Genomic DNA, 22,310 nt, shown 5'->3' on the forward strand with positions numbered 1-22,310 from the left:
TCAGTATCCATGGCCCAGACTCAGACCGCCAAGCAGCCCGCACCAGCTCCCGCCATTCTGCCCGGCGAGGAGATCATCCTCGGTGCGCCCGACGGCTATGACGCCGCCGTTCTCGCGCGCCTCGCCGACGAGGCGAGCGCCGTCCATGGCGCGCCGCAGACGTTGCTGCATGTCGCTGCCGACGACCGCCGCCTCGAACAGCTCGAAACAGGCCTCGCGTTCTTTGCCCCCAAGACGCGCATCATCACCATTCCCGCCTGGGACACCGTTCCCTACGACCGTGTCGGTCCCGAGCCTGAAATCGTCGCACGCCGCATTGCCGGGCTTGCGCGGCTCGTCGCCGGCACCTCCAAAACGCCGACCATCGTCCTCACGACGGCGAACGCCATCCTGCAGCGCGTACCGCCGCGTGATTTCCTGCGCCGCGCGCTCCGCCCCATGGCGCCCGGCCAGCGCGTCGACCGCACACGCCTCATCGAGCGCCTGACGCGCGCCGGTTATGTGCGCGTCGGGACCGTCATGGAGCCGGGCGAGTTCGCCGTGCGCGGCAGCCTCGTCGATCTCTTCCCGCCAGGCCGCACAACGCCCGTGCGTCTCGATTTCTTCGGCGACACCATCGAGAGCATCAAGGCCTTCGATCCCGAGACCCAGCGCACGGGAAAGATCGTCCAGAAGCTCGTGCTCATGCCGGTGAGCGAGATCGCCTACGGCCCCGATGCCGAGAGCCGCTTCCGCCAGGGCTATGTCGCAGCTTTCGGCGCCGTGAAAGGTGACGACCCGCTCTATGAGGCGATCAGCTCGGGCCAGCGCTATCCCGGCATGGAGCACTGGCTCGCGCTCTTCCATGAGCACATGGAGACGCTGTTCGACTACGCGCCGGATGCGCTGCTCAGCTTCGATCCCATGATGGACGAGACGGTCGCCGATCGCCTCGAGCAGATCCGCGATCACTACGAGGCGCGCGTGAACGGCCTCGAGACGACGGCCTTCGGCGCTGCGCCCTACAAGCCGCTCCCGCCAGATCGCACATACTTGAGCGACGGCGAATGGCGCGGCGTGCTCAAGAAGCGCTTCCTGCTGCGCTTCTCAGCGTTCGGCGCGACTCCTGCCGAGGACGCGCGCCAGCGTGATTTCGGCGGTCGGCCGGGGCGCACGTTCGCGACCGAGCGCAACAGCGAAGGCGTGAATGTCTTCGATGCCGTGATCGCGCATGTGAAAGCGATGCAAGCGAGCGGCAAGCGCATCGTCCTCGCCGCCTGGACGATGGGTGCCGGCGAACGCCTCGCGAACCTTCTTACCGAGCGCGGTCTCGCGAAACCCACGCGCATCGCCAATCTCGCCGAAGGCCTCGTTCTGCCGCAGGCGACGCCGCTGCTCGCGACCCTCGGGCTCGAGCGCGGTTTCGAGACGCCCGACCTCGCCGTCATTGCCGAGCAGGACATTCTCGGCGACCGCCTGATCCGCCCGAAAAAGCGCTCGCGCCGCGCCGCCGATGTCATCACCGAGGCGACGAGCCTCACGGCCGGCGATCTCGTCGTGCATTCCGATCACGGCATCGGCCGCTTCATGGGCCTCAAGACCATCGAGGCACTGGGCGCGCCCTATGACTGCCTCGAGATCGACTATGCCGGCGGCGACAAGCTCTATCTGCCGGTCCAGAACATCGAGCTGCTGTCGCGCTACGGCTCGGACGAGACGAACGCGCAGCTCGACCGCCTCGGCGGCGTCGGCTGGCAGACGCGCAAGGCCAAGCTCCGTCAGCGCCTCCGCGAGATCGCTGGCGAGCTGATCAAGGTCGCAGCCCTCCGCCAGCTCAAGACGGCGCCCGTGCTCGAGGCGCCCGAAGGCGCCTATGCCGAGTTCGTGACGCGCTTTCCGCACCAGGAAACCGAGGATCAGGCCCAAAGCATCGATGCCGTGCTCGGCGACCTCACCTCGGGCCGTCCCATGGATCGGCTCGTGTGCGGCGACGTCGGTTTCGGCAAGACGGAAGTCGGCCTGCGCGCGGCGTTCATTGCCGCGATGGCCGGTTTGCAGGTCGCCGTCGTCGTGCCGACGACTCTCCTCGCGCGCCAGCACTACAAGACCTTCGTCGAGCGCTTCAAAGGCCTGCCCATCCGCATTGGCCGCGCCTCGCGCCTCGTCAGCCCGAAGGAGCTGGCGGAGGTGAAAGCCGGCCTCAAGGACGGCACCATCGACATCGTCGTCGGCACGCACGCGCTGCTCGGCAAGCAGATCCAGTTTGCCCGTCTCGGCCTGCTCATCGTCGACGAGGAGCAGCACTTCGGCGTCGGCCACAAGGAGCGCCTGAAGCAGCTCAAGGAGGACGTCCACGTTCTCACGCTCACGGCAACGCCGATCCCGCGCACGCTCCAGCTCGCGCTCTCGGGCGTGCGCGAGCTCTCACTCATCACCACGCCGCCGATCGATCGCCTCGCCGTGCGCACGTACATCTCGCCCTTCGATCCGATCATCATCCGCGAGGCACTGCGCCGCGAGCGCCACCGCGGTGGACAGTCCTTCTACGTCGTGCCGCGTATTGCCGACCTCGACGACGTCGCCGAATTCCTCACCGAGGAGGTGCCGGAGCTGCGCGTCGTGCGCGCGCACGGGCAGCTCTCGCCTTCGCAGCTCGAAGACGTGATGAGCGCGTTCTACGACGGGCAGTACGATGTGCTGCTCTCGACGGCGATCGTGGAATCCGGCCTCGACATCCCGAATGCCAACACGCTGATCGTGCACCGCGCGGACATGTTCGGCCTCGCCCAGCTCTATCAGCTCCGCGGCCGCGTCGGGCGCTCCAAGACCCGCGCCTACGCCTACCTCACGACGCCGCCCGGCAAGCGCCTCACCGAGGGCGCCGAGAAGCGGCTCAAGGTCCTCCACTCGCTCGATACGCTGGGCGCCGGCTTCTCGCTCGCCTCGCACGACCTCGACATTCGCGGCGCCGGCAACCTGCTCGGCGACGAGCAGTCCGGCCATATTCGCGAGGTCGGCTTCGAGTTGTATCAGTCCATGCTCGAGGAGGCGATCGAGGCCATCCGCGGCGGCGACCTCGGCGATATCGACGAGCAGTGGAGCCCGCAGATCACGCTCGGCACCCCCATGCTGCTGCCCGAGGGATACGTCGCCGACCTGCAGGTGCGCCTCGGCCTCTACCGTCGCCTCGCCACGCTCAAAACGCGCGAGGAGATCGACGCTTTTGCCGATGAGCTGATCGACCGCTTCGGGCCCCTCCCCGACGAGGTCGAGCATCTCCTGGATGTCATGGAGATCAAGGCGCTCTGCCGCCGCGCCGGCATTGCCGAGATCGATGCCGGACCGAAGGGGGCCTCGATCCTTTTCCGCAAGGGCCAGTTCGCCAATGCGCAAGGCCTCGTCGCCTTCATCCAGGCGTCAAGAGGACTGCTTAGGCTCATGCCGGATCAGAAGCTCGTCTTCAAGGCGGACTGGGAGGCTCCGGCCGCCCGGCTCAAAGGCGTGCGCGGGCTCGTGCAGGAGCTGGCGAAGGTCGCGGAGAGTGGCCAATAAGGCAACCCCACAGTTTCTCGCGGCCGCGGGATTGACTTGCACTGCGCGCGCGGGCTCCCTGCTCGTCCTTGGGTCCAGCAGGGAGAGCGGCCATGGCTTTCATTACTGCCGATGTGGTGCCGAGCGACGACGAGGAACAGCCCTTCAAAGTCGTCTTCATGCGCGGTGACGAGATCATCGCGGAGTGGCTTGTCGAGTCGCAGGAAGAGGGCGAGGAGCAGCTCCTCGAAGCCGTCCGCGAGCTCGGCGAGGACGACGATGATGACGACGACAAAGATGACGACGATGATGAGGAGGACGAAGACGACGAGGATGATGACGACGACAAGAAGCGCTAGAGCTTCCTCTCCTCGATCACACGTCGAATGATTTGCGGGCGCTCACGCGCCCGCTTTCGTTTCAGAAGATCCGACCGGAAGCGGCGATTACTCCGCCGCCACCGCGAGGCCGCGCTTCCGGTCCTTGATGCGCTGCTCGATCACGGGACGGAAGTTACGCAGGAGGCCCTGCACGGGCCATGCCGCCGCGTCACCCAGCGCACAGATGGTGTGGCCCTCGACCTGCTTCGAGACGTCGAACAGCAGGTCGATCTCCTCGAGCTCCGCGTCGCCGCGCTCCATGCGCTCGAGCACGCGCCACATCCAGCCCGTCCCCTCGCGGCAGGGCGTGCACTGGCCGCAGCTCTCGTGCTTGTAGAAGTAGGCAATGCGGCGGATGGCGGCGATGATGTCCGTCGACTTGTCCATGACGATGATGGCCGCCGTGCCGAGGCCGCTCTTGAGCTTCGACAGGCTGTCGAAGTCCATGGTCAGGTCGTCACACATCTCTTTCGGCAGGCAGGGCATGGACGAGCCGCCCGGGATCACGGCGAGCAGATTGTCCCAGCCCCCGCGGACGCCGCCCGCGTGTTTTTCCAGCAGCTCGCGCAGCGGAATGCCCATCTCCTCCTCGACCACGCACGGCCGCTCGACGTGGCCGGAGATCTGGAAGAGCTTGGTGCCGGTGTTGTTCGGCTTGCCGAGCGCGGAGAACCACGTCGCGCCGCGGCGCAGGATGGTCGGCACGACCGCAATGGACTCGACGTTGTTGACGGTCGTCGGGGCACCGTAGAGGCCCGAGTTCGCCGGGAACGGGGGCTTCAGGCGCGGCTGGCCCTTCTTGCCCTCGAGACTTTCGAGCAGCGCCGTCTCCTCGCCGCAGATGTAGGCACCCGCGCCGTGGTGGACGTAGCAGTCGAAATCCCAGCCGTGGATGTTGTCCTTGCCGATGAGCTTCGCCGCATAGGCCTCGTCGATCGCCGCCTGCAGGTGCTCGCGCTCGCGAATGAACTCGCCGCGCACGTAGATGTAGCAGGCGTGCGCACGCATGGCGAAGGAGGCGACGAGGCAGCCCTCGACCAGCAGGTGCGGGTCGTGGCGCATGATCTCGCGGTCCTTGCAGGAGCCGGGCTCCGACTCGTCCGCGTTCACGACAAGATAGGAAGGCCGCGGATCGTTCTTCGGCATGAACGACCACTTGAGGCCCGTCGGGAAGCCGGCGCCGCCGCGCCCGCGCAGACCCGAGGCCTTGACCTCGTTGATGATGCCGTCCTGGCCGAGGTCGATCAGGGCCTTGGTATTGTCCCAGGCGCCGCGGGACCGCGCGCCGGCGAGGCGCCAGTCATGGAAGCCATAGAGGTTCGTGAAGATGCGGTCCTTGTCAGCGAGCATCATGTCCCCTTGGGTCTTCGGGCCGTCTGTGGGCGCATGGCCCCGGAATCTGGACCCGTTCTAGCAGCCCGCACGCTGCAGGGCGAGGGCTGATCTGCCGCAGCGCTCTGCGGTTCTGGCCCGCGTTTACTCGGCGGCGGCGGGCAAATCCCGCCCTTCCACAAGCGCCAAAGCCGCCCGTACGAGATCCCCGCCCGCCGTGGCCCGCGGCCCCTGCTCGGAAAGCAGCCGGCGGAAGGCGCGTGCCCGCGGCTGACCGTGGTACAGCCCAAGAATATGCCGGAGAACATTGTAGGGCCGGCCACCCTTCGCCACATGGCGCTCGATGTACGGGATGAGCGTGCGCAGGACGTCGCCGCGGCTGATCTCGGGGCGATCACTGCCGAACAAACGGCGATCCACCTCGGCCAGAATGTAGGGCGTATGGTACGCAGCCCGCCCCAGCATCACGCCGTCGAAAGTCTGCAGATGATGCTCCGCCTCGTCGATCGAGCCGATGCCGCCATTGAGAACGATCGTCAGCTCGGGCCGCCGCGCCTTGAGCCGCGCGACGCGGCCATAGTCGAGCGGCGGGACCTCCCGATTCTCCTTGGGCGAGAGGCCCTTCAGCCAGGCCTTGCGGGCGTGCACGATGAACGTGTCACAGCCGGCCTCTGCCACGGTGTCGATGAAGCGGTCGAGATCGGCCTCGCTGTCCTGATCGTCGATCCCGATCCGGCACTTCACGGTCACGGGTACGCGCACCACCGCCCGCATGGCCGCGACGCAGGCAGCGACCAGCTCGGGCTCAGCCATCAGGCAGGCACCGAAGCTGCCGACCTGCACCCGATCGGAGGGGCAGCCGACATTCAGGTTGATCTCGTCATAGCCCCAGGCCTCGCCGATCTTCGCCGCCTCGGCGAGCCCAGCCGGATCCGAGCCCCCGAGTTGCAGGGCGATCGCGTGCTCGCTCGGATCGAAGCCGAGCAACTGCTCCCGCTTGCCGTGGATGACGGCGGGCACCGTCACCATCTCGGTATAGAGCCGCGCCTGCGCCGACAGCAGACGGTGGGCGAAGCGGCAATGCCGGTCCGTCCAGTCCATCATGGGGGCAATGCAGAAGCGGTGCGCCTGGGCCTTCATGGCGCCCATATCGGCCAAGAACGCCATTTCGGCAAGCCCGCACGCCCCTATACGCTCATGTAGTGGTATCCATCGAGGCCTGGAACCGATGCCTCGCCAGGAAGGCTGCACCTGAAATGAGAACCAATCGCACTGCCGCCGCACTCGCCGAAGCCCTCGCAGGTCCCGGTGCCCTGGTCCTCCCCGGCGCCTATGATCCCTTGAGCGCCAAGCTCGTCGAGGAAGCCGGGTTCGGCGCCGTCTATGTCGGCAGCTACGCGGCCGCTGCGGCGGGCTATGGCCTTCCCGATGTCGGCGCCCTCACGCTCGATGAGATCGTTCGCCATACTAAGGCGGTCGTCGATGCCGTCCGCGTCCCGGTTGTCGCGGATGCCGAGGACGGCTTCTTCGAGCCCGGCAATATCTGGCGCACGGTCGATGCCTTCGAGCGCGCCGGCGTGGCTGCCATCCACATCGAGGATCATGCGGGCGGAAAGCACACGACACTGCCGCAGAAGCTCATCCCGCTCGACGCGATGAAGCACAAGCTGCGCGCGGCACTCGATGCGCGACGCTCGAAGGAGCTGGCCATCGTCGCACGCACGGATGCCATCTGGGCCACCAGGAACCTCGATGAGGCGATCGTGCGTCTCAAGGCATTCGAAGATGTCGGCGTCGACTATCTCTTTCCGACCGGCGCCACGCCCGAGATGCTCCGCCACATCCGCACGCACGTGCGCACGAAGATCATTACGATCAATCTAGCGAGCGTTCCTGATCCATCAGACTGGGATGGCGCTGCCGATCTCGTCATCGATTATGGCTTCTGTCTGAGGGCAGCGACGAAGGCTCTCAAGGACAGTTTGAAGCTCGCCAAACAGCGCAAGCCCGAGGCATTCGGACCAGCCCACCTCGAAAGCGAACCCGATTTCGAGGCGCGGCTCGGTTATGCCGATTTCACCCGCCGCGCGGAGAAGTATCAGTAGCCGTCATGCCATTTCCACCCGAGCGCATCGTCTGTCTGACAGAGGAGACCGTCGAGACCCTCTATCTCATCGGCGAGGAGGCGCGCATCGTCGGCGTCTCGGGCTATGCCGTACGGCCGGCACGCGTGCGTCGGGAAAAGCCGCGCGTGTCCGCCTTCATCAGCGCGGACATCCCCAAGATCCTCGCCCTCAAGCCTGATCTGGTCCTGACCTTCTCCGACCTCCAGGCGGACATCGTCGCGAGCCTGATCCGTGAAGGTATCGCCGTCCACGCCTTCAACCAGCGCACAGTGGCTGGCATCCTCGACATGATCCGCCTCCTCGCAGCCATGGTCGGTGCTGCGGACAAGGGCGAGGATCTTGCAGCAGGGCTCGAAGCCCGCCTCGACACGATCGCGCGCGAAGCCGCCCGGCTGCCACGCCGCCCGCGGGTCTACTTCGAGGAATGGAACGAGCCGATGATCAGCGGCATCGGCTGGGTCTCCGAGTTGATCGGTATTGCCGGCGGCATCGACATCTTCGGCGACCTCTCGAAGCGCAAATCCGCCAATGACCGTATCGTCACGCCGGACGCTGTGATCGCCGCCGCCCCCGACATCATCCTCGGCTCTTGGTGCGGCAAGAAATTCCGCCCCGAGCAGGTCTGTGTGCGGCCGGGCTTCGACACCATTCCAGCCGTGCGCAGCAACGCACTGCACGAAATCAAGTCGCCCATCATCCTTCAACCGGGTCCCGCAGCCTTGACCGACGGCCTCGACGCCATCGTCAACCATGTCCATGCATGGGCGCTCGAGCCCCGCTAGACCGGGCAATCTTGTCGAATGCGGGCTAAATATCTATTTTGGGCAATCATACCTCTTCATTGTTTCCACATTTCGGATGGTGGCGGCGTCAGGAGTTTCCTATGCCAGAGCCAGACCTTTATCTTCTTGGGCGCAGCACGGCCGAAGAAACCCGTCTTCAACGACAAATTGCCGACCTCGCGCCAGCCTCGGACGCTCAGTTCGACCGGATCGGCATCAAACCGGGCGAGCGCATCGTCGACATCGGATGTGGACCAGGGGGTGCCCTGCATTTGCTCGGCAAGCGCGTCGGGCCGTCAGGCTCGGTGCTGGGCATCGAGCGAAGCCCGCACTTCGTCGAGCTTGCCCGCACATTCGTCGCAAGCCACGCCCTGAACCACGTCGAGGTGCGGGAGGGCGACGCCTATTCGACCGGGCTGCCGCGCGCCTCCTTTGACGGCGCGCATATGCGCCTCGTGCTGGTCAATGTCCCGAGCCCGGACCGCATCATGCACGAGATGGTCTCACTCGTACGGCCCGGCGGATGGATTGCCTGCTTCGAAGCGGACTACGTCGCTCATCTTTGCGACCCGCCTATCGCGGCATGGTCGCGCCTGCTCGACGCCTATACGACCTATTCGGCGGCGCGCGGCATCGACTTGTTCATTGGCCGGCGTCTGCATCGTCTTCTGCGCACGGCCGGCGTCGAGGATATTCGGACCGATGCGGTGATCCACGTCTATCCGCCGGGGCACGATCGTCGGCCCATCCTCTACGACTTCATCAGTAACGTCGCCGATCAGCTCATCGACGGTGAGTATATCGAGCGGACTGTTCTCGAGAATGACATGTCGGAATTGGCCACGCACCTCGCCAATCCAGGCGTGCTGGTGACATCGCACGTGTACTATCGGGCAATCGGGCGCGTGCCCCACTGATCGCGGCATACGTGCCCGGCGGCGAATGCTCTCATCCGCCGCCAGGTTCACTTGCTAAGCAGCAGCTCGCACGGGAGCTTTGCGGCGCGCCTGCTCGGCAATGCTCCCTGCCCGCTCGGCTTCCTCGATCTCGGCTTCGGCAATGGCCTTAGCCAGGGCAGCGTGAAGCGCCTTGGCTGCATCGAGCGTCAACTCGACGGCCGCGCGCGCACCCGGCGGCAGCTCCGTATTGATGAAGTCGAGCGTTATGACGTCTCCCGCCAGCGCGTGGCGCGCATGATCGTAGGCGACGACCGAGTGCGTCACCTCGAACCATTCGCCATCGGCTTTCGCCATGCCCTCTGCGGGCGCGATTTCGACGATCGATGTGCACATGATGCCTACCTCGCGAGATGCTTGCCGAAGAACGCGAAGACCTTCTTCCAGCCGTCGAGCGCCTGATCCACGCGATAGAGCGGCCGGTGATAATAGAAGATGCCGTGGCCGGCGCCGTCATAGCGGTGGAACTCGTAGTCCTTGCCGTGCTTCTTGAGCTCGGCCTCGTGCTGGTCCACCTGCTCGGGGCTCGGCGCGCGATCCTCGTTGCCGAAGATGCCGAGCAGCGGGCAGGAAAGATCCTTGGTGAGGTCGATCGGCGCAACCGGCGTCTTGTCGTTGAGATCCTCCTTGGGCATGACCACGCGCCCGCCCCAGAGATCGACGCAGGCATCCACATCCTTCTTCTGGCACGCGTAGAGGAAGGCGTGCCGTCCGCCCGAGCAGGAGCCGAAGACACCGACCTTGCCATTGTGGCCCGGCTGCGCCCGCATCCATTTCACAGCGGCCTCGGTGTCGCCCACGACCTGCGCGTCCGGCACGCCGCCCTCAGCGCGCACTTTCGCTGCGACATCGTCCGGGTCGCCCTGGCCATTGCGCTCGTAGAGGTTCGCGCAGATGGCGAGATAGCCGTAGTGCGCGAACTTGCGCGTCATCTCGATGTAGAGCTCGCTCCATCCCGGAAGATGATGCACGAGCACGACGCCGGGAAACGGCCCCGGTCCCGATGGGCGCGCTGTGTAGGCCGAGATCTCGTCGCCTTTGTCGCCCTTGAGCTTGATGAGCTCCACGGTCATGCCGCGGTATGGCATTCGGCTTCCTCCTTGCTTTGGCTCTCCCGCCTGATGGCTCGGGCGGATGTTAGTTTGCCGAGTGCAAGGACGCCAGCCCACCCACCTAGTGCGCGACTGCGCTGACGGTCTCACCGACCTCGGGCATATATCCACGCGCCGTGAGCAGGTGGAAGCGCGTCACGAGCAGGACGGCATAAACGATGATGCCCGCTGTCAGCCCGATCCACACGCCGATCGCGCCAAGTCCCATCTGGAAGCCGAGCCACCAGCAGCCCGTGAATCCGATCACCCAGAAGCTAAGCGTCGCAAAGAGGAGCGGCACGCGCGTGTCGTTGAGGCCCCGCAATGCGCCTGCCGCTACCGTCTGCAGGCCATCGGTAATGAAGAAGAACATGCCGACCAGCAGCAGCGTCGCCGTCAACTCGAAAGTGGCCGCGGTCTCCGGCGTTTGCGCGCCGAGAAAGAGGACCGGCAGCACATCGCGCGCCAGCGCCACAAGGCTCGTCATGATCGCCATGAAAGCCGCGCCCAGCGCCAGCGCCGCAAATCCTGCCCGCCGCGAGGCTGCCGCGTCTCGCCGGCCAACGGCATGGCCGACGCGGACCGTCGCGGCAATGGAAATGCCGAACGGCACCATGAACAGCACGGCGGCGATCTGCAGGGCGATCTGATGCGCAGCGAGCGCCGTCGTGCTGATCGTCCCCATGAGCAGCGCTGCCGCCGCGAACACGCCGAACTCGAGGAGATAAGCCCCCGAGATGGGCAGACCGACAACGAGCAGCTTGCGGAAGAGCGGACCGTCGAAACGCCAGAAGCGCCCGAGAACGTGATACTTCCTGAAAGGCCGCTGCGTCACGCAGACGACCAGCGCGACCACGCACATGGCGATGTTGACGAATGTCGTCGCGATGCCGGCGCCGAGCAGGTCCAGGCGCGGCAATCCGAACTCACCGTAGATGAGCGCCCACGCGAGGACGAAGTTCGCAGGGATGGCGACAAGCGTGATCCAGAGCGCGGGCTCGGGCCGGTTCACTGCCCCCATGAAACCGCGAATGGCCATGAAGATCCATGCGGGGATGAGACACCAGCCGAGGCCCAGGAGGTAGCGGCCCGCGAGCGCGGCACTCTCCGGCGTCTGGCCGAGAGCCTGCAGGATCTCCACGCCCCAGAATTGGAGCGCCGTGAGCGGCACGCCGGCGAGCACCGACGCCCACATGCCGACACGCAGCGCGCGCCGGACGCCTCTGGGATCACGCGCACCAAAAGCTTGCGCGGCGAGCGGCGCCACCGCGGCGACCAACCCCATGCCGAGCGTGAATGCCGCAAAGAGGACCGTGTGCGCGAGCGCCGCTGCTGCGACGACGTTCGCACCGAGCCGACCGAGCAGCATGAGATCGGTCGTCATCATGGCGATCTGGCCGAGCTGCGTCAGCGCAATAGGCGTCGCGAGCCGGACCGTATCGGTCAGCTCAGTGCGCCAAAGACTGATGCCGGGCGTGGGGGACGCGCCCGCCGGATACGTTCGATCATGTGAGGACATGGCGCCTTTTTAGGCAGCTTCGCCGGGATTGGAAGTGCGAAGTGGCCAGATCGCGAAAGCGTGAGCGCGACGTTGCGGTAAAAGCTCAGTCGTCATCCCACGCGCGGCGCTTGCGCACGGTCGGGATCGTTGGAAGATTGTGCACCCAACCGAGATGATTGGAGAGCGCGGAAAAATGACCGACATCAGACGTATCATCACGCTGCGGGACGTCATCCTGAGCGAGATGGGCCGCCCACTGGCGAACCCCATCACCCGGGCCATTGGCTTGGCGGTCATTACAAATCCGTTCGCGGGCAAATTCTCGGAAGACCTCAGCGCTCTCTTCCCCGTTGGGCGCGCCATCGGCGAAAGGCTCTCCGGCGATCTGCGCGCCCTGCTCGGCGGTCCGGCCGTCGCTTACGGCAAGGCCGCGCTCGTCGGCATCAACGGAGAGAAGGAGCATGGTGGGGCGTGCATTCATCCCATGCTCGGACGTCCCATGCGCGAGGCAATAGGCGGAGGGAAGGCGGTCATCCCGTCGAATGTCAAAGTGGCCGCTGTCGGAGCGAGCCTCGACGTCCCCATCGGACACAAGGACGATGTCTGGTCATTCGATCATTTCGACACGGTGACCGTATCCGTCGACGACGCGCCGCGTGCCGACGAGATCGTCATTGCGCTGGTCTTCGCCGATGGCGGCCGGCCACTGCCCCGATGCGGCAAAGGTCCTGTCTGAGCCATCACCTGACCATTAGCTATCGTCGTGCGTGCGCACGCGGCGGCTGACGATCTCGCACAGCTCGCGCACGTGATCTGCCGTCTCGAGTGCCTCCACCAGCGCGACAAGACGATCGCGATCCTGATCGCTCAGCAGGCCGTGCACGTTGCCTGAGAATTTCCGTCGGACCTCCTCCTGCCCGACATCGCTGTCGGCACTACCGCGGCGGTAAAGGATCTCGTGCTCGAACGTGCGCCCGTCCGTCGTCGTCACTTTCATGCGGCAGGCATGGCGGAAGCGATGTCCCATGGCCTCGAGTTCCGCGTCCTCGCGAATGGTGATCCGCGGGATGAAGGCGAGTAGCGCGGGATCCTGCATACGCTGCGCCGTGTAGTCCGCAACAGTCACATCGCCGCCGGTCGCCATGGCGGCGAGACCATAGAACATGTTCATCTGTGCGGCCGTGACGCCGGCATCGCGATAGGTCCAGGCCGTGTGCACGAACGTCATGTGCCCGCAGCCGACATCGACCGCGCGAATGTCGCTCGCGATCAGCTTGTGTGTCGTCATGATGTGGCGCAGGGCATCGAGGGACGTATGGATGCTCGTCACGTTGGGATAAAGCTTGAAGCCGACGCGCTGCGTCTCCCACACGCTCCCGAGGCCCTCGGTGAGCCGCTTCACGTTCGGCTCGCGCGAGTACGAGCTGAGAAATCCGCCGTAGCCCGCTTCGACCACGTCCGAGATCCCCGTGAAGCCGCGCTTCGCGAGCTCCGCAGCATAAACGCCGCCCTCGGCCGCGCGCCCGGCGTGCAGGCGCTTGACCATGGCCCCCTCTTGGGCCGCCATGAGCCCCGCCGCCATCGAACCGCCAATGCCGAGCGCATTCTGCATCGCACGAGCATCGAGCCCAAGCAGCCGTCCCGCAGTGGCAGCCGCGACGAATGCCCCGCTCGTCCCTTGTGGGTGAAAGCCGTTGAGAAAGAGCTTCGTCGTCGCTGCATTGCCGATACGTGTCCCGACTTCGCAGCCCGCCACGATTGCCGTCAGCAGATCCCGCCCGCTGACCTCCGGGTGTCCCTCCGCGTAGCCGATCACGATCGGCGTCGTCAGCGAGTTCGGATGGACGACGGACTCCGTGTGGATGTCGTCCATCTCGAAAGCGTGCCCGGCCGTGGCATTGGCGAGTGCCGCCTGCGACCACGAGGTCTTGTGGCGCGTGGCGAACAGCGATGCTACCGGCTTCGCTTCTTGCGTGCGCACCAGATCCTGCACGTGCCGCGTCCATGGCAGCGTTGCGCCATAAAGGCAGACGCCGATGCCATCGAGCAGGCTCAGCCTCACGCGCGCGATGACCGCGGCAGGGATCTGCTCATAGGTCAGCCCGCTCGCAAAGGTTGCCAGGTCGGCCGTAGCGTTCTGCTGCAGCGGAGGTAGTGACGCGCTCATGAGGGTTTCCTTGCCCGATTGCCGGCCTTCGCCCGCCTATGTCTCGACAAGTCCAAGGAGAGATTGAATGTCATTGAAGACATAGTCCGGCCGCGGGACAGAGTCGTCGAGCGGCACGCTACGGCGATTGATCCAGGCAATGGTCAATCCCTTAGGCTTGCCACCCACCAGGTCGGTGAACTGTGACTGACCCGAGTGCAGGATATCGCTCTTTGGAATGCCCGCGTTGTCGATAAGGTACTGAAAAAGAGTGCCGTCAGGCTTGTATCCCCCGGCCCGCTCGGCCGTACATACGAGATCGAACGATCGGCTGAGAGGCGTGAGCGCGAGAAGATCATCATCGATGTTCGATACGACGGCGAGCTTGTAACGGCCAGCAAGTCGCTCCAGCGTCGGCAGAACGTCATCATACAGGAAGAAGCTGCTGAAGGCATCGAAGTAGTAGTCAATAAGGTTTGGATCTCCTCGAATGCCGTGTCTGGCGAATGCATCGGAGAGAGAGGTCCTGCAAATCTCCCGATAGGACCGATACGGCTCCCAATACTGCTCGATGTTCCGGTGTTCCCAGAACTCCCAGAATTCCTTGGTATCGACACCTCGCGCGCCCGTCGCGTCCAGAATTCTCTGGAAGGCGCCATAGGAGCTGTCGCGGACGCTGATAAGCGTCCCGAACACATCGAACGACATCATCTTGGGGACGAGGCGCCCGTCTTCCCTCTTCCGAACCATGGGTGAAAACCGTATCGTTGGAGAGATGCAGCCAACTTCGACGCTCCGCAGTTGACTGCACCTCGGCAAGGGTTGCGACGACTGTACAGCACCACCATTGATCCCAACGCCCATTCTTTGCGGGATTCATCCATGCAGAACCGTTGGACCGTACTGGCGCTGCTGTTCACGGTGCGCCTCGCCATGGCCTTCCAGTTCCAGGCCGCCGGCGCAGTTTCTCCGGCTTTCATGAATACGTACGGTGTCGCTCTTGCCGATATCGGGCTCCTGATCAGCATCTATCTCGCGCCGGGCATCCTGTTCGCGGTACCCGGCGGCGAAATCGGACGACGCTTCGGCGACAAATCCGTTGTGTTGTTCGGGCTTGCCCTGATGATCGCGGGCGGGCTCGTCATGGCCATGGCCACGAGCTGGCACGGGCAGCTTGCGGGGCGGCTCCTCGCAGGTATCGGCGGCGTGCTCATCAACGTGCTGATGTCGAAGATGGTCACCGACTGGTTTGCGGGAAAGGAGATCGCGACAGCCATGGCGATCTTCGTGAATTCATGGCCTGCCGGTATCGCCATCGCGTTGATGGTCCTGCCGGTTGTTGCGGCCGCGGGCGGCGTCGTCGCGGTCGCGGCCACGACGGCGGTGCTTGCGCTTATCGGGCTGATCCTGCTCGCCGCGCTCTATCAGGCGCCAACCGATCAAAGGATGGCAGCCGGCGCCGCGAGCACGTGGCCGGAAGGGAACGCGCTCAGGGCGGTGCTCGCGGCCGGTTGCATATGGGGGCTCTACAATGCCGCCCTCGGGATGGTTTTCGGATACGGCACGGCCCTCCTCACCGAGCGCGGTTGGAGCCTCACGACCGCGGGCTCAGCGACGAGCCTGGTTCTCTGGCTGGTTGCGCTGTCGGTTCCCCTCGGCGGCTTCATTGCCGATCGCACCGGGCGACCGAGGGAGGTCATGCTCGCGGGTTTCGCGCTCTTCGCCTTGGCCCTTTTCGCAGGCGCGCGCGCGGACGCTGTTGTCTTGGCGTTCGTCATGCTCGGTCTCGTGTCGGGTCTTCCGGCTGGCCCCATCATGAGCTTGCCCAGCCGCGTCCTGGCCGCGAGCACCCGTGCAACGGGCATGGGTCTCTATTTCTCGATGTTCTACGTGACGGTCGTGTTGGCGCCCATCCTCGCTGGGCGCCTCGCTGAGTTCGCCGGCACGGCGCGAGCGACCTTCGACCTCGGCGTTGCAATGCTGCTCGGCTGCATGGCCCTGGTCTGGTGCTTCGATCGTCTCGCCATGCGTCACAACATGGAGCAGGCAACGACCGCATGAGCGGTCCTCGCCGCAGCCTCTTTATCACTCAGGCTCATGACCGCCTCCCCATTTTGGAAACGGATCAGGAAGCTGCCGCCACGCCCCGGTATCGACATGCCCGGTCTGAGGCAGAGAGAGCAAACAATGATCGAGTGAGGCGCGGATCGCGGCCTCGTCCATGTCCCGCGTCCCGATGAACACGATCTCCTGCTTGCGATCGCCGAACGGCTCGCTCCAGCGGCGCCGGATCATGGCAACGTGATCCGGGTCCTGCGGCCAACGCGCCTTCGGCACGGCAGCCCACCAAAGTCCCGCAGCATTGTGGCGGACCAGCGCACCGGCCATGCTCACCTCGCCGCACCATTCCGGTCGCGTCGCCACCCAGAAGAAGCCCTTGGCGCGCACGACATTGGGCCACGTGCGGTTGAAGAAGGCGTGCAGCTTGGCTGGTTCAAAAGGTGCGCGCGCCCGATAGACGAAACTGCGGATGCCGTATTCTTCGGTCTCCGGCACATGGTCTTTGAAGCCGTTGAGTTCCTTGAACCAGAGCGGATGACGATGAGCATTCTCGAAATCGAAGCGGCCTGTGTCGAGAATCTCCTTCAACGGCGCTCGACCCTCCGTGGTCTCGACAATACGCGCACTCGCATTGAGCGAGCGGACAATCATACGCGCCGCCTCGATCTGCTGCGGCGTGGCGACATCCAGCTTGTTGAGAACCACGACGTCCGCGAACTCGATCTGCTCGACGAGAAGGTTCACGAGCGGACGGTGATCTCCCTCACCGAGGGACTGGCCACGATCCGCGAGGAAATCCGTCGAGGCATAGTCTTGCAGGATGTTGGCCGCATCGACGACTGTCACCATGGTGTCGAGGCGCGCGACGTCGCCGAGGCTCACGCCACTCTCGTCACGAAAATCGAAGGTCGCCGCGACCGGCAGCGGCTCGGAGATGCCCGTCGATTCGATCAGTAGGTAATCGAACTTTCCCTGCTCGGCCAGGCGACGCACTTCATCGAGCAGATCGTCCCGCAGCGTGCAGCAGATGCAGCCGTTGGACATCTCGACGAGCGCCTCGTCGGTTCGCGAGAGATTGGCGCCGCCATCGCGCACCAGATCGGCGTCGATGTTCACCTCGCTCATGTCGTTGACGATCACCGCGACCTTCCGGCCCTCGCGATTGTTCAGCACATGATTGAGCAGCGTCGTCTTGCCGGCCCCCAGAAATCCGGACAGCACCGTGACAGGTAATCGGCCGTCCGGTCGCCCCTTCTGGCGCGCCAGATGCTGCATAAGTTGCTGATCCATAGTTATTTTGTCTCCCGTGCCCATCTCATTATATAACGTTATACTATTACATAACGGCCGTCGAGTTTGGAATGCGTCGGGGTTCCGACGATGTCAGGGTTGTTCAGGGTCAGATCGCCGTGCAGTCTTGCGCCAAGCACAAACGACGGGCGGAGGACGCGCACATGCCGGAAATGGGCCTCAAGGACAAAGTCGCCATCGTGACGGGCGCGGGCTCCCGCGCGCCGGGCATCGGCAACGGCCGCGCGGCGGCCATCCTGCTCGCCCGCGAAGGCTGCAAGGTCGCGCTGCTGGACGCGACCAAGGAGCTCGGCGACGCGACCAAGGAGATGATCGATGCCGAGGGCGGCACGTCCATGGTCGTGGTCGGCAATGTCGCCGATCAGACCTCGTGCGCGGCCGCGGTGAAGTCGGTCGTCGATGCCTGGGGGCGCGTCGACGTTCTCGTCAACAACGTCGGCATCGGCGGGCCCATGGGCAATGCGGTCGACACCAATGCCGAGGCCTGGGACATGGCCATGCGCATCAACGTCACCTCGATGATGCTCATGGCCAAGTACGCCATTCCCGAGATGCGCAAGCAGGGCGGCGGCTCGATCATCAACATTTCATCGATCGATGGCCTGAAGGGCGGCAACCCGAGCCTCTTTTATTCGGCCTCGAAAGGCGCTGTCGTGAATATGACGCGCTCGATGGCGGCTCATCATGGTCCTGAAGGCATCCGCGTGAACTGCATCGCGCCGGGGTACGTCTACACGCCCATGGTCTTTTCCGGCGGCATGACGCCGGAGCTGCGCGATGCACGCCGCAAGAACACGCTGCTGCAGACCGAAGGCACGGGCTGGGATATCGGCAGTGGCGTGGTCTATCTCGCCTCCGAGCAGGCGCGCTGGGTGTCCGGCATCATCCTCTCGATCGATGCGGGCTCCATGGCCGGAACGGTCGGCAACACCACGCCCGTCAAGGCCTTCGACTGAGCCTGCATGGCTCAGGGCGCGCTTTCTGGTCTAAGCTCGCGCCAACGACACAACGAGATTTTGGAGGACGCTGATGGCCGCCACGAAAGTTGCCAAGCTCGAAACGCTTTCCTGTGACGCCGGCTGGCGTAACTACCACTTCGTCAAGATCACGACGGATACGGGCATCGTCGGCTGGAGCGAGTTCGACGAAGGCTTCGGCGCTCCGGGGCTCAGCGCCGCGATCCAGCGCATGGCGCCGCGCGTCGTCGGCCAGGATGCTCATGACCACGAGCGCATCTACCAGGAGCTCTACGCGATCACGCGCCCCGCGGCCGGCGGTGTCGTGGCCCTCGCGCTCGGCGCGATCGAGAATGCCTTGCTCGATGCCAAAGCCAAGAGCCTCGGCGTTCCCTGCTACGAGCTACTCGGCGGCAAGATCCGCGACCGCATTCGCGTGTACTGGTCGCACTGCGCCACATGGCGGATCAATCACCCGAGCTACTACAAGCCCGCGATCACCGACCTCGACGGCGTGAAGAGCATCGGCCGCGAGGTGCGTGAGAAGGGCTTCACGGCCTGCAAGACGAACATCTTCCTGTATGAGGGCCAGAAGAACCCGAAGGGCTATCGCCCCGGCTTCGGCTCACCGAACCAGCCTGATCTCAATGTCGAACGGAATGTGCTGCGCAATCTGCGCGTGCATCTGGAAGCGCTGCGCGACGGCGTCGGCCCCGATGTCGATATCCTTCTCGACCTGAACTTCAACGCCAAGACCGAGGGCTATCTCAAGATCCTGCGCGAGATCGCCGATCTCGACATGTTCTGGATCGAGATCGACAGCTATAGCCCGGAAGCGCTCGGCTATATCCGCCGCCAGAGCCCGCACCCGATCTCATCCTGCGAGACGCTGCTCGGTGTGCGCGAATTCCTGCCCTATTTCCGCGAGCAGGCCATGGACGTCGCGATCATCGACACGCCGTGGAATGGTGTGTGGCAGTCCATGAAGATCGCCAATCTCGCCGAAGCGCACGAGGTGAACGTGGCGCCGCACAACTTCTATGGCCATCTCTGCACGATGATGAATGCGCACTTCTCGGCATGCGTGCCGAACCTGCGCATCATGGAGACGGACATCGATCGCCTCGCCTGGGATCACGAGCTCTTCACGCATGTTCCCGAGTTCAAGGACGGGCACCTCATCCTGCCGGATCGCCCCGGCTGGGGCACGGAACCGAACGAGGCGGGCCTCGCAGCCCATCCACCCAAGAACAATGCCGGGTTGCTCAACTACGGCACTCAGAAGAAGTGAGGCGCCGCCTCAGGCCGCATCATGGAAGATGATGCCGAGCGTGTGACGGCGCCCGCTCAGCACTTCACTCACGCCATGGCGGAGGTTCACGCGGTACGTGCCGCGTGTACCCCGCACCGGGCGATGGTGGACAGCGAACACGACGGCGTCGCCCTGCGTGAGGGGAGCGACGGACGCGCGAGACTGCATGCGCGGGCGCTGCTCGGTGATCACGAACTCACCGCCCGCGAAATCGCGCCCCGGTGCCGAGAGCAGGATCGCCACCTGCAGCGGGAAGACGTGCGCTCCGTAGAGATCCTGGTGCAGGCAGTTGTAGTCGCCCGCGGCGTACTGCAGGAGCAATGGCGTTGGACGTGTCTGCCCGGCAGCGTGGCAGCGCTTCAGGAAAGCCGCGTGCTCCACCGGGAAGCTCTCCTCAATCCCCATATCCGCATTCCAGCGATTGGCGATCTCAGCGAGGTGCGGATAAAGCGACGCCCGCAGCTCCGCGATCAGATCGGGCAGCGGATAAGCAAAGTACTTGTACTCGCCACGCCCGAAGCCGTGCCGCGCCATGTGGATATGGCTGCGGAAGCGGCTGTCGTCGGGATACATGGCCGCGACCGTGCGGCACTGCTCTGGCGCCAGCAGGTGCGGGAGGACGGCGAAGCCCCGCGCATCGAGGCTTTCGCCGACGGCTGCCCAGTCGATCGCCGGCGCGGACGCAGGGCGCCGCTCGGCAGCAAGAACCTTGCTCACGACCGGCTCTCCCGCGCCAGCAGCTTCTGCTTGCGCTCGACGCCCCAGCGATAGCCCGAGAGCCCACCGTCATTGCGCACGACACGGTGGCAAGGAATGGCCACGGCAATGCGGTTGGCCGCACAGGCCGCCGCCACCGCGCGCACCGCCTTGGGCAGACCAATCCGCTCGGCGAGCTCGGAATAGCTGACGGTAGTGCCCGCGGGGATCTCGCGCAGCGCCTGCCACACGCGATGCTGGAAGGCCGTGCCGCGCACATCGAGCGGCAGGTCGAATGTGGCTCCCGGCGCCTCGATGAGCGCGATCGCCTTGGCGACCACATCTTCGAACTGACGATCGCCGCCGATCAGCTCGGCCTTCGGAAAGCGCTCTTCGAGATCGCGGACCAGGGCCTCGGGATCATCGCCGAGCAGGATTGCCGCGATGCCCTTGGCACTCGCCGCCACCAGGATAGCGCCGAGGGAGGTTTTGCCGACGGCAAAGCGCAGTTGCATGTCCTTGCCGCCCGTACGAAACGTCGTCGGTGTCATGCCTAGAACCTCATCGGCATTGGCATAGAAACGGCCGCTGGAGTTGAACCCGGCCTCGTGAATGGCTTCGGTCACGCTCGTTCTCCTTTTGAGATTGTCGCGCACGCGCTTCTGGCGGTGGGCGATCGCATAGGCCTTCGGCGTCAGGCCCGTCACAGTCTTGAACACGCGATGGAAGTGATAGGGGCTGAGACCCATCGAGGCAGCGAGCGCGTCAAGCGTCGGCGGCTCCTCGGCAGCCTCGATCAGGCGGCACGCCTCGGCCACCATGCGCGCGTGCTCGGCATCGAGCGACAGCGCATTGGGCTTGCAGCGCTTGCAGGGACGGAAGCCTGCCGCCTCTGCCGCCGCACACGAGGTATGGAACGCTATGTTCTCGCGCCGCGCGAGACGTGAGGGGCACGAGGGGCGGCAGTAGATGCCGGTCGTCGCCACGGAATAGACGAACGTTCCGTCCGCAGCCTTGTCCCGCGCCGCCACTGCCGCATAGTAGCGGTCTTGGTCGCGGGCGGCCGGACGGCCGGTCTTGGACGGCGTGTGCCTCGTGGCCATTTTCGTGTGCTTTCTCGTTTCCATGCCTGAGAAGATAGGCGCCGCGGCCCCTCCCTGCACTCCGATCCTTGCTTTCAAATCAAAATTGCTGGGCCTGCCCATCCCAAGCCCGGCGCCCAGTGGCCGGGACCAACGTTCTGGGGGATTGACCGCGGGCCCTTTCGGGCTGCCAATGGGCCGGGGCTCCCGGCACTGCTCTTTCCTGCGGATTGACGACCATGCTTTGCTGCATCAGGCGCTGTGCAATCGCAGTGCTTCTTCTGCTGCTTCCCCTCGCCTCTGCGAGGGCCCAGGAAGCGAGCCTTGTCTCAGTCCAGACCCCTCGCGGCGCCAAGCAGGCATTCATCCTGATCAAACCGCAGAAGCCGGTGGCCGCGGTGATCCTGTTCGCGGGTGGTCACGGCGCGCTGCGCCTGACGAGCGCCTCGTCCATGGGCTGGGGCGCGCAGAACTTCGTGGTGCGGACACGCGACAAGTTTGCGCGCCAGGGCTTCATGGTTGCCGTTGCCGATGCCCCTTCCGACTATCAGAGTGCGCGCGGCATGAACGCCATCTTCCGCATGAGCAGCGGACACACGAACGACATCGGGGCGATCGTCAGCTATCTCAAGAAGCAGGCCAACGTGCCGGTCTGGCTGGTGGGCACGAGCATGGGCACCTTCTCCGCCGCGAACGGCGGCATCGGCCTCAAGAATATCGATGGGATCGTTCTGACATCGACGATCACGCGCGCGGATCCGAATTGGAGCATCCGCCAAAGCCACCCTCACGGCGTAGCCAGCATGCGGCTTTCCGCCCTCACCGTGCCGACGCTGATCCTTTCGCATCGTAATGACGGCTGCGCCATCACCCCGGCATCGGATACGCCGAAGCTGACCAGGGCGCTCACCAAGTCCCGCAAAGTCGATGTCGTGCTGCTCGACGGCGGCAACGCGCCGAAGTCGGAGCCTTGCCAAGCCCTGGCTCAACACGGGTTCTACGGCATCGAGGATCAGGCCGTCGCGCGCATCGCCCAGTTCATCAAGAGCAACTGAGCAACCCGCGCCG

20 protein-coding genes are annotated in these 22,310 nt (G+C 65.0%); 10 read left to right on the forward strand and 10 right to left on the reverse strand.

Annotation, left to right across the window (positions count from 1 at the left end; all coding sequences use genetic code 11):
* Window positions 1–9: 9 nt before the first annotated feature.
* Both mfd and CS1BSM3_RS20460 read left to right on the forward strand, forming a co-directional pair.
* Window positions 10–3,531 (forward strand): transcription-repair coupling factor, encoded by a 3,522-nt coding sequence (gene mfd / locus CS1BSM3_RS20455; protein WP_083528765.1) that lies wholly within the window; start codon window positions 10–12, stop codon window positions 3,529–3,531.
* A 92-nt stretch (window positions 3,532–3,623) separates the two neighbouring features.
* Window positions 3,624–3,869, forward strand: coding sequence for a hypothetical protein (locus tag CS1BSM3_RS20460; protein ID WP_072390201.1), 246 nt, complete (start codon window positions 3,624–3,626; stop codon window positions 3,867–3,869).
* 87 nt (window positions 3,870–3,956) lie between these two features.
* Here CS1BSM3_RS20460 and nuoF read toward each other — a convergent pair whose 3' ends face one another.
* Both nuoF and dusA read right to left on the reverse strand, forming a co-directional pair.
* Window positions 3,957–5,240 carry an NADH-quinone oxidoreductase subunit NuoF gene (nuoF, locus tag CS1BSM3_RS20465; RefSeq protein ID WP_072394174.1) on the reverse strand — a complete coding sequence of 428 codons (1,284 nt, stop codon included), beginning with the start codon at window positions 5,238–5,240 and terminating at the stop codon, window positions 3,957–3,959.
* A gap of 126 nt (window positions 5,241–5,366) precedes the next feature.
* Window positions 5,367–6,362: a tRNA dihydrouridine(20/20a) synthase DusA gene (dusA, locus tag CS1BSM3_RS20470; protein ID WP_072394176.1), complete on the reverse strand. Its 996-nt coding sequence runs from the start codon at window positions 6,360–6,362 to the stop codon at window positions 5,367–5,369.
* Between the two features lie 116 nt (window positions 6,363–6,478).
* Between dusA and CS1BSM3_RS20475 the strand changes: the two genes are divergently transcribed.
* The 3 genes from CS1BSM3_RS20475 to CS1BSM3_RS20485 all read left to right on the forward strand — a co-directional run bounded on the left by CS1BSM3_RS20475 (window position 6,479) and on the right by CS1BSM3_RS20485 (window position 9,047).
* Window positions 6,479–7,327: an isocitrate lyase/PEP mutase family protein gene (locus CS1BSM3_RS20475; RefSeq protein ID WP_072390204.1), complete on the forward strand. Its 849-nt coding sequence runs from the start codon at window positions 6,479–6,481 to the stop codon at window positions 7,325–7,327.
* Window positions 7,328–7,332: 5 nt separating this feature from the next.
* On the forward strand, window positions 7,333–8,130 hold the full coding sequence (locus tag CS1BSM3_RS20480) for a cobalamin-binding protein (protein WP_072390207.1): 798 nt from the start codon (window positions 7,333–7,335) through the stop codon (window positions 8,128–8,130).
* Window positions 8,131–8,231: 101 nt separating this feature from the next.
* A complete protein-coding gene (locus CS1BSM3_RS20485) occupies window positions 8,232–9,047 on the forward strand; it encodes a methyltransferase domain-containing protein (protein WP_072390210.1) in 816 nt (271 codons plus the stop codon).
* Window positions 9,048–9,101: 54 nt separating this feature from the next.
* On the opposite strand, the gene CS1BSM3_RS20490 is transcribed toward CS1BSM3_RS20485, so the two are convergent.
* The 3 genes from CS1BSM3_RS20490 to CS1BSM3_RS20500 form a co-directional block, all read right to left on the reverse strand.
* Window positions 9,102–9,422, reverse strand: a complete 321-nt coding sequence (locus CS1BSM3_RS20490; protein ID WP_072390213.1) for a DUF6295 family protein — start codon at window positions 9,420–9,422, stop codon at window positions 9,102–9,104.
* Between the two features lie 5 nt (window positions 9,423–9,427).
* Window positions 9,428–10,174 carry a dienelactone hydrolase family protein gene (locus tag CS1BSM3_RS20495; RefSeq protein ID WP_072390216.1) on the reverse strand — a complete coding sequence of 249 codons (747 nt, stop codon included), beginning with the start codon at window positions 10,172–10,174 and terminating at the stop codon, window positions 9,428–9,430.
* A gap of 85 nt (window positions 10,175–10,259) precedes the next feature.
* Window positions 10,260–11,696 carry an MATE family efflux transporter gene (locus CS1BSM3_RS20500; RefSeq protein ID WP_072390219.1) on the reverse strand — a complete coding sequence of 479 codons (1,437 nt, stop codon included), beginning with the start codon at window positions 11,694–11,696 and terminating at the stop codon, window positions 10,260–10,262.
* Between the two features lie 175 nt (window positions 11,697–11,871).
* Between CS1BSM3_RS20500 and CS1BSM3_RS20505 the strand changes: the two genes are divergently transcribed.
* On the forward strand, window positions 11,872–12,414 hold the full coding sequence (locus tag CS1BSM3_RS20505; RefSeq protein ID WP_072390221.1) for an amino acid synthesis family protein: 543 nt from the start codon (window positions 11,872–11,874) through the stop codon (window positions 12,412–12,414).
* Between the two features lie 15 nt (window positions 12,415–12,429).
* Here CS1BSM3_RS20505 and CS1BSM3_RS20510 read toward each other — a convergent pair whose 3' ends face one another.
* Together CS1BSM3_RS20510 and CS1BSM3_RS20515 are read right to left on the reverse strand one after the other, a co-directional pair.
* Entirely contained in the window at window positions 12,430–13,845 is a 1,416-nt protein-coding gene (locus tag CS1BSM3_RS20510; protein ID WP_072390224.1) for an MmgE/PrpD family protein, read from the reverse strand.
* Between the two features lie 36 nt (window positions 13,846–13,881).
* Entirely contained in the window at window positions 13,882–14,574 is a 693-nt protein-coding gene (locus tag CS1BSM3_RS20515) for an HAD hydrolase-like protein (RefSeq protein ID WP_072390226.1), read from the reverse strand.
* Window positions 14,575–14,706: 132 nt separating this feature from the next.
* On the opposite strand from CS1BSM3_RS20515, the gene CS1BSM3_RS20520 reads away from it, so the two are divergent.
* Window positions 14,707–15,885: an MFS transporter gene (locus CS1BSM3_RS20520; RefSeq protein ID WP_072390229.1), complete on the forward strand. Its 1,179-nt coding sequence runs from the start codon at window positions 14,707–14,709 to the stop codon at window positions 15,883–15,885.
* Between the two features lie 24 nt (window positions 15,886–15,909).
* On the opposite strand, the gene zigA is transcribed toward CS1BSM3_RS20520, so the two are convergent.
* Window positions 15,910–17,175, reverse strand: coding sequence for a zinc metallochaperone GTPase ZigA (gene zigA, locus CS1BSM3_RS20525; protein WP_072390232.1), 1,266 nt, complete (start codon window positions 17,173–17,175; stop codon window positions 15,910–15,912).
* Between the two features lie 164 nt (window positions 17,176–17,339).
* On the opposite strand from zigA, the gene CS1BSM3_RS20530 reads away from it, so the two are divergent.
* The gene (locus tag CS1BSM3_RS20530; protein WP_072390235.1) at window positions 17,340–18,152 is read left to right on the forward strand and encodes an SDR family NAD(P)-dependent oxidoreductase; all 813 of its coding nucleotides are present in this window, start codon (window positions 17,340–17,342) and stop codon (window positions 18,150–18,152) included.
* Window positions 18,153–18,225: 73 nt separating this feature from the next.
* Entirely contained in the window at window positions 18,226–19,443 is a 1,218-nt protein-coding gene (locus CS1BSM3_RS20535; protein WP_072390238.1) for a mandelate racemase/muconate lactonizing enzyme family protein, read from the forward strand.
* A 9-nt stretch (window positions 19,444–19,452) separates the two neighbouring features.
* Here CS1BSM3_RS20535 and CS1BSM3_RS20540 read toward each other — a convergent pair whose 3' ends face one another.
* Together CS1BSM3_RS20540 and ada are read right to left on the reverse strand one after the other, a co-directional pair.
* Window positions 19,453–20,181 carry a 2OG-Fe(II) oxygenase gene (locus tag CS1BSM3_RS20540; protein ID WP_072390241.1) on the reverse strand — a complete coding sequence of 243 codons (729 nt, stop codon included), beginning with the start codon at window positions 20,179–20,181 and terminating at the stop codon, window positions 19,453–19,455.
* Complete coding sequence (gene ada / locus CS1BSM3_RS20545; RefSeq protein ID WP_143149302.1) at window positions 20,178–21,263, reverse strand: bifunctional DNA-binding transcriptional regulator/O6-methylguanine-DNA methyltransferase Ada; 1,086 nt, start codon at window positions 21,261–21,263, stop codon at window positions 20,178–20,180. Before ada ends, CS1BSM3_RS20540 begins: the two co-directional genes overlap by 4 nt.
* A 251-nt stretch (window positions 21,264–21,514) precedes the next feature.
* Here ada and CS1BSM3_RS20550 point away from each other — a divergent pair, with 251 nt between their 5' ends.
* Window positions 21,515–22,297 (forward strand): alpha/beta hydrolase, encoded by a 783-nt coding sequence (locus tag CS1BSM3_RS20550; protein ID WP_143149303.1) that lies wholly within the window; start codon window positions 21,515–21,517, stop codon window positions 22,295–22,297.
* Window positions 22,298–22,310: the final 13 nt, after the last annotated feature.

This window comes from Hyphomicrobium sp. CS1BSMeth3 (assembly GCF_900117415.1).
In the GTDB taxonomy this organism is placed as follows: domain Bacteria; phylum Pseudomonadota; class Alphaproteobacteria; order Rhizobiales; family Hyphomicrobiaceae.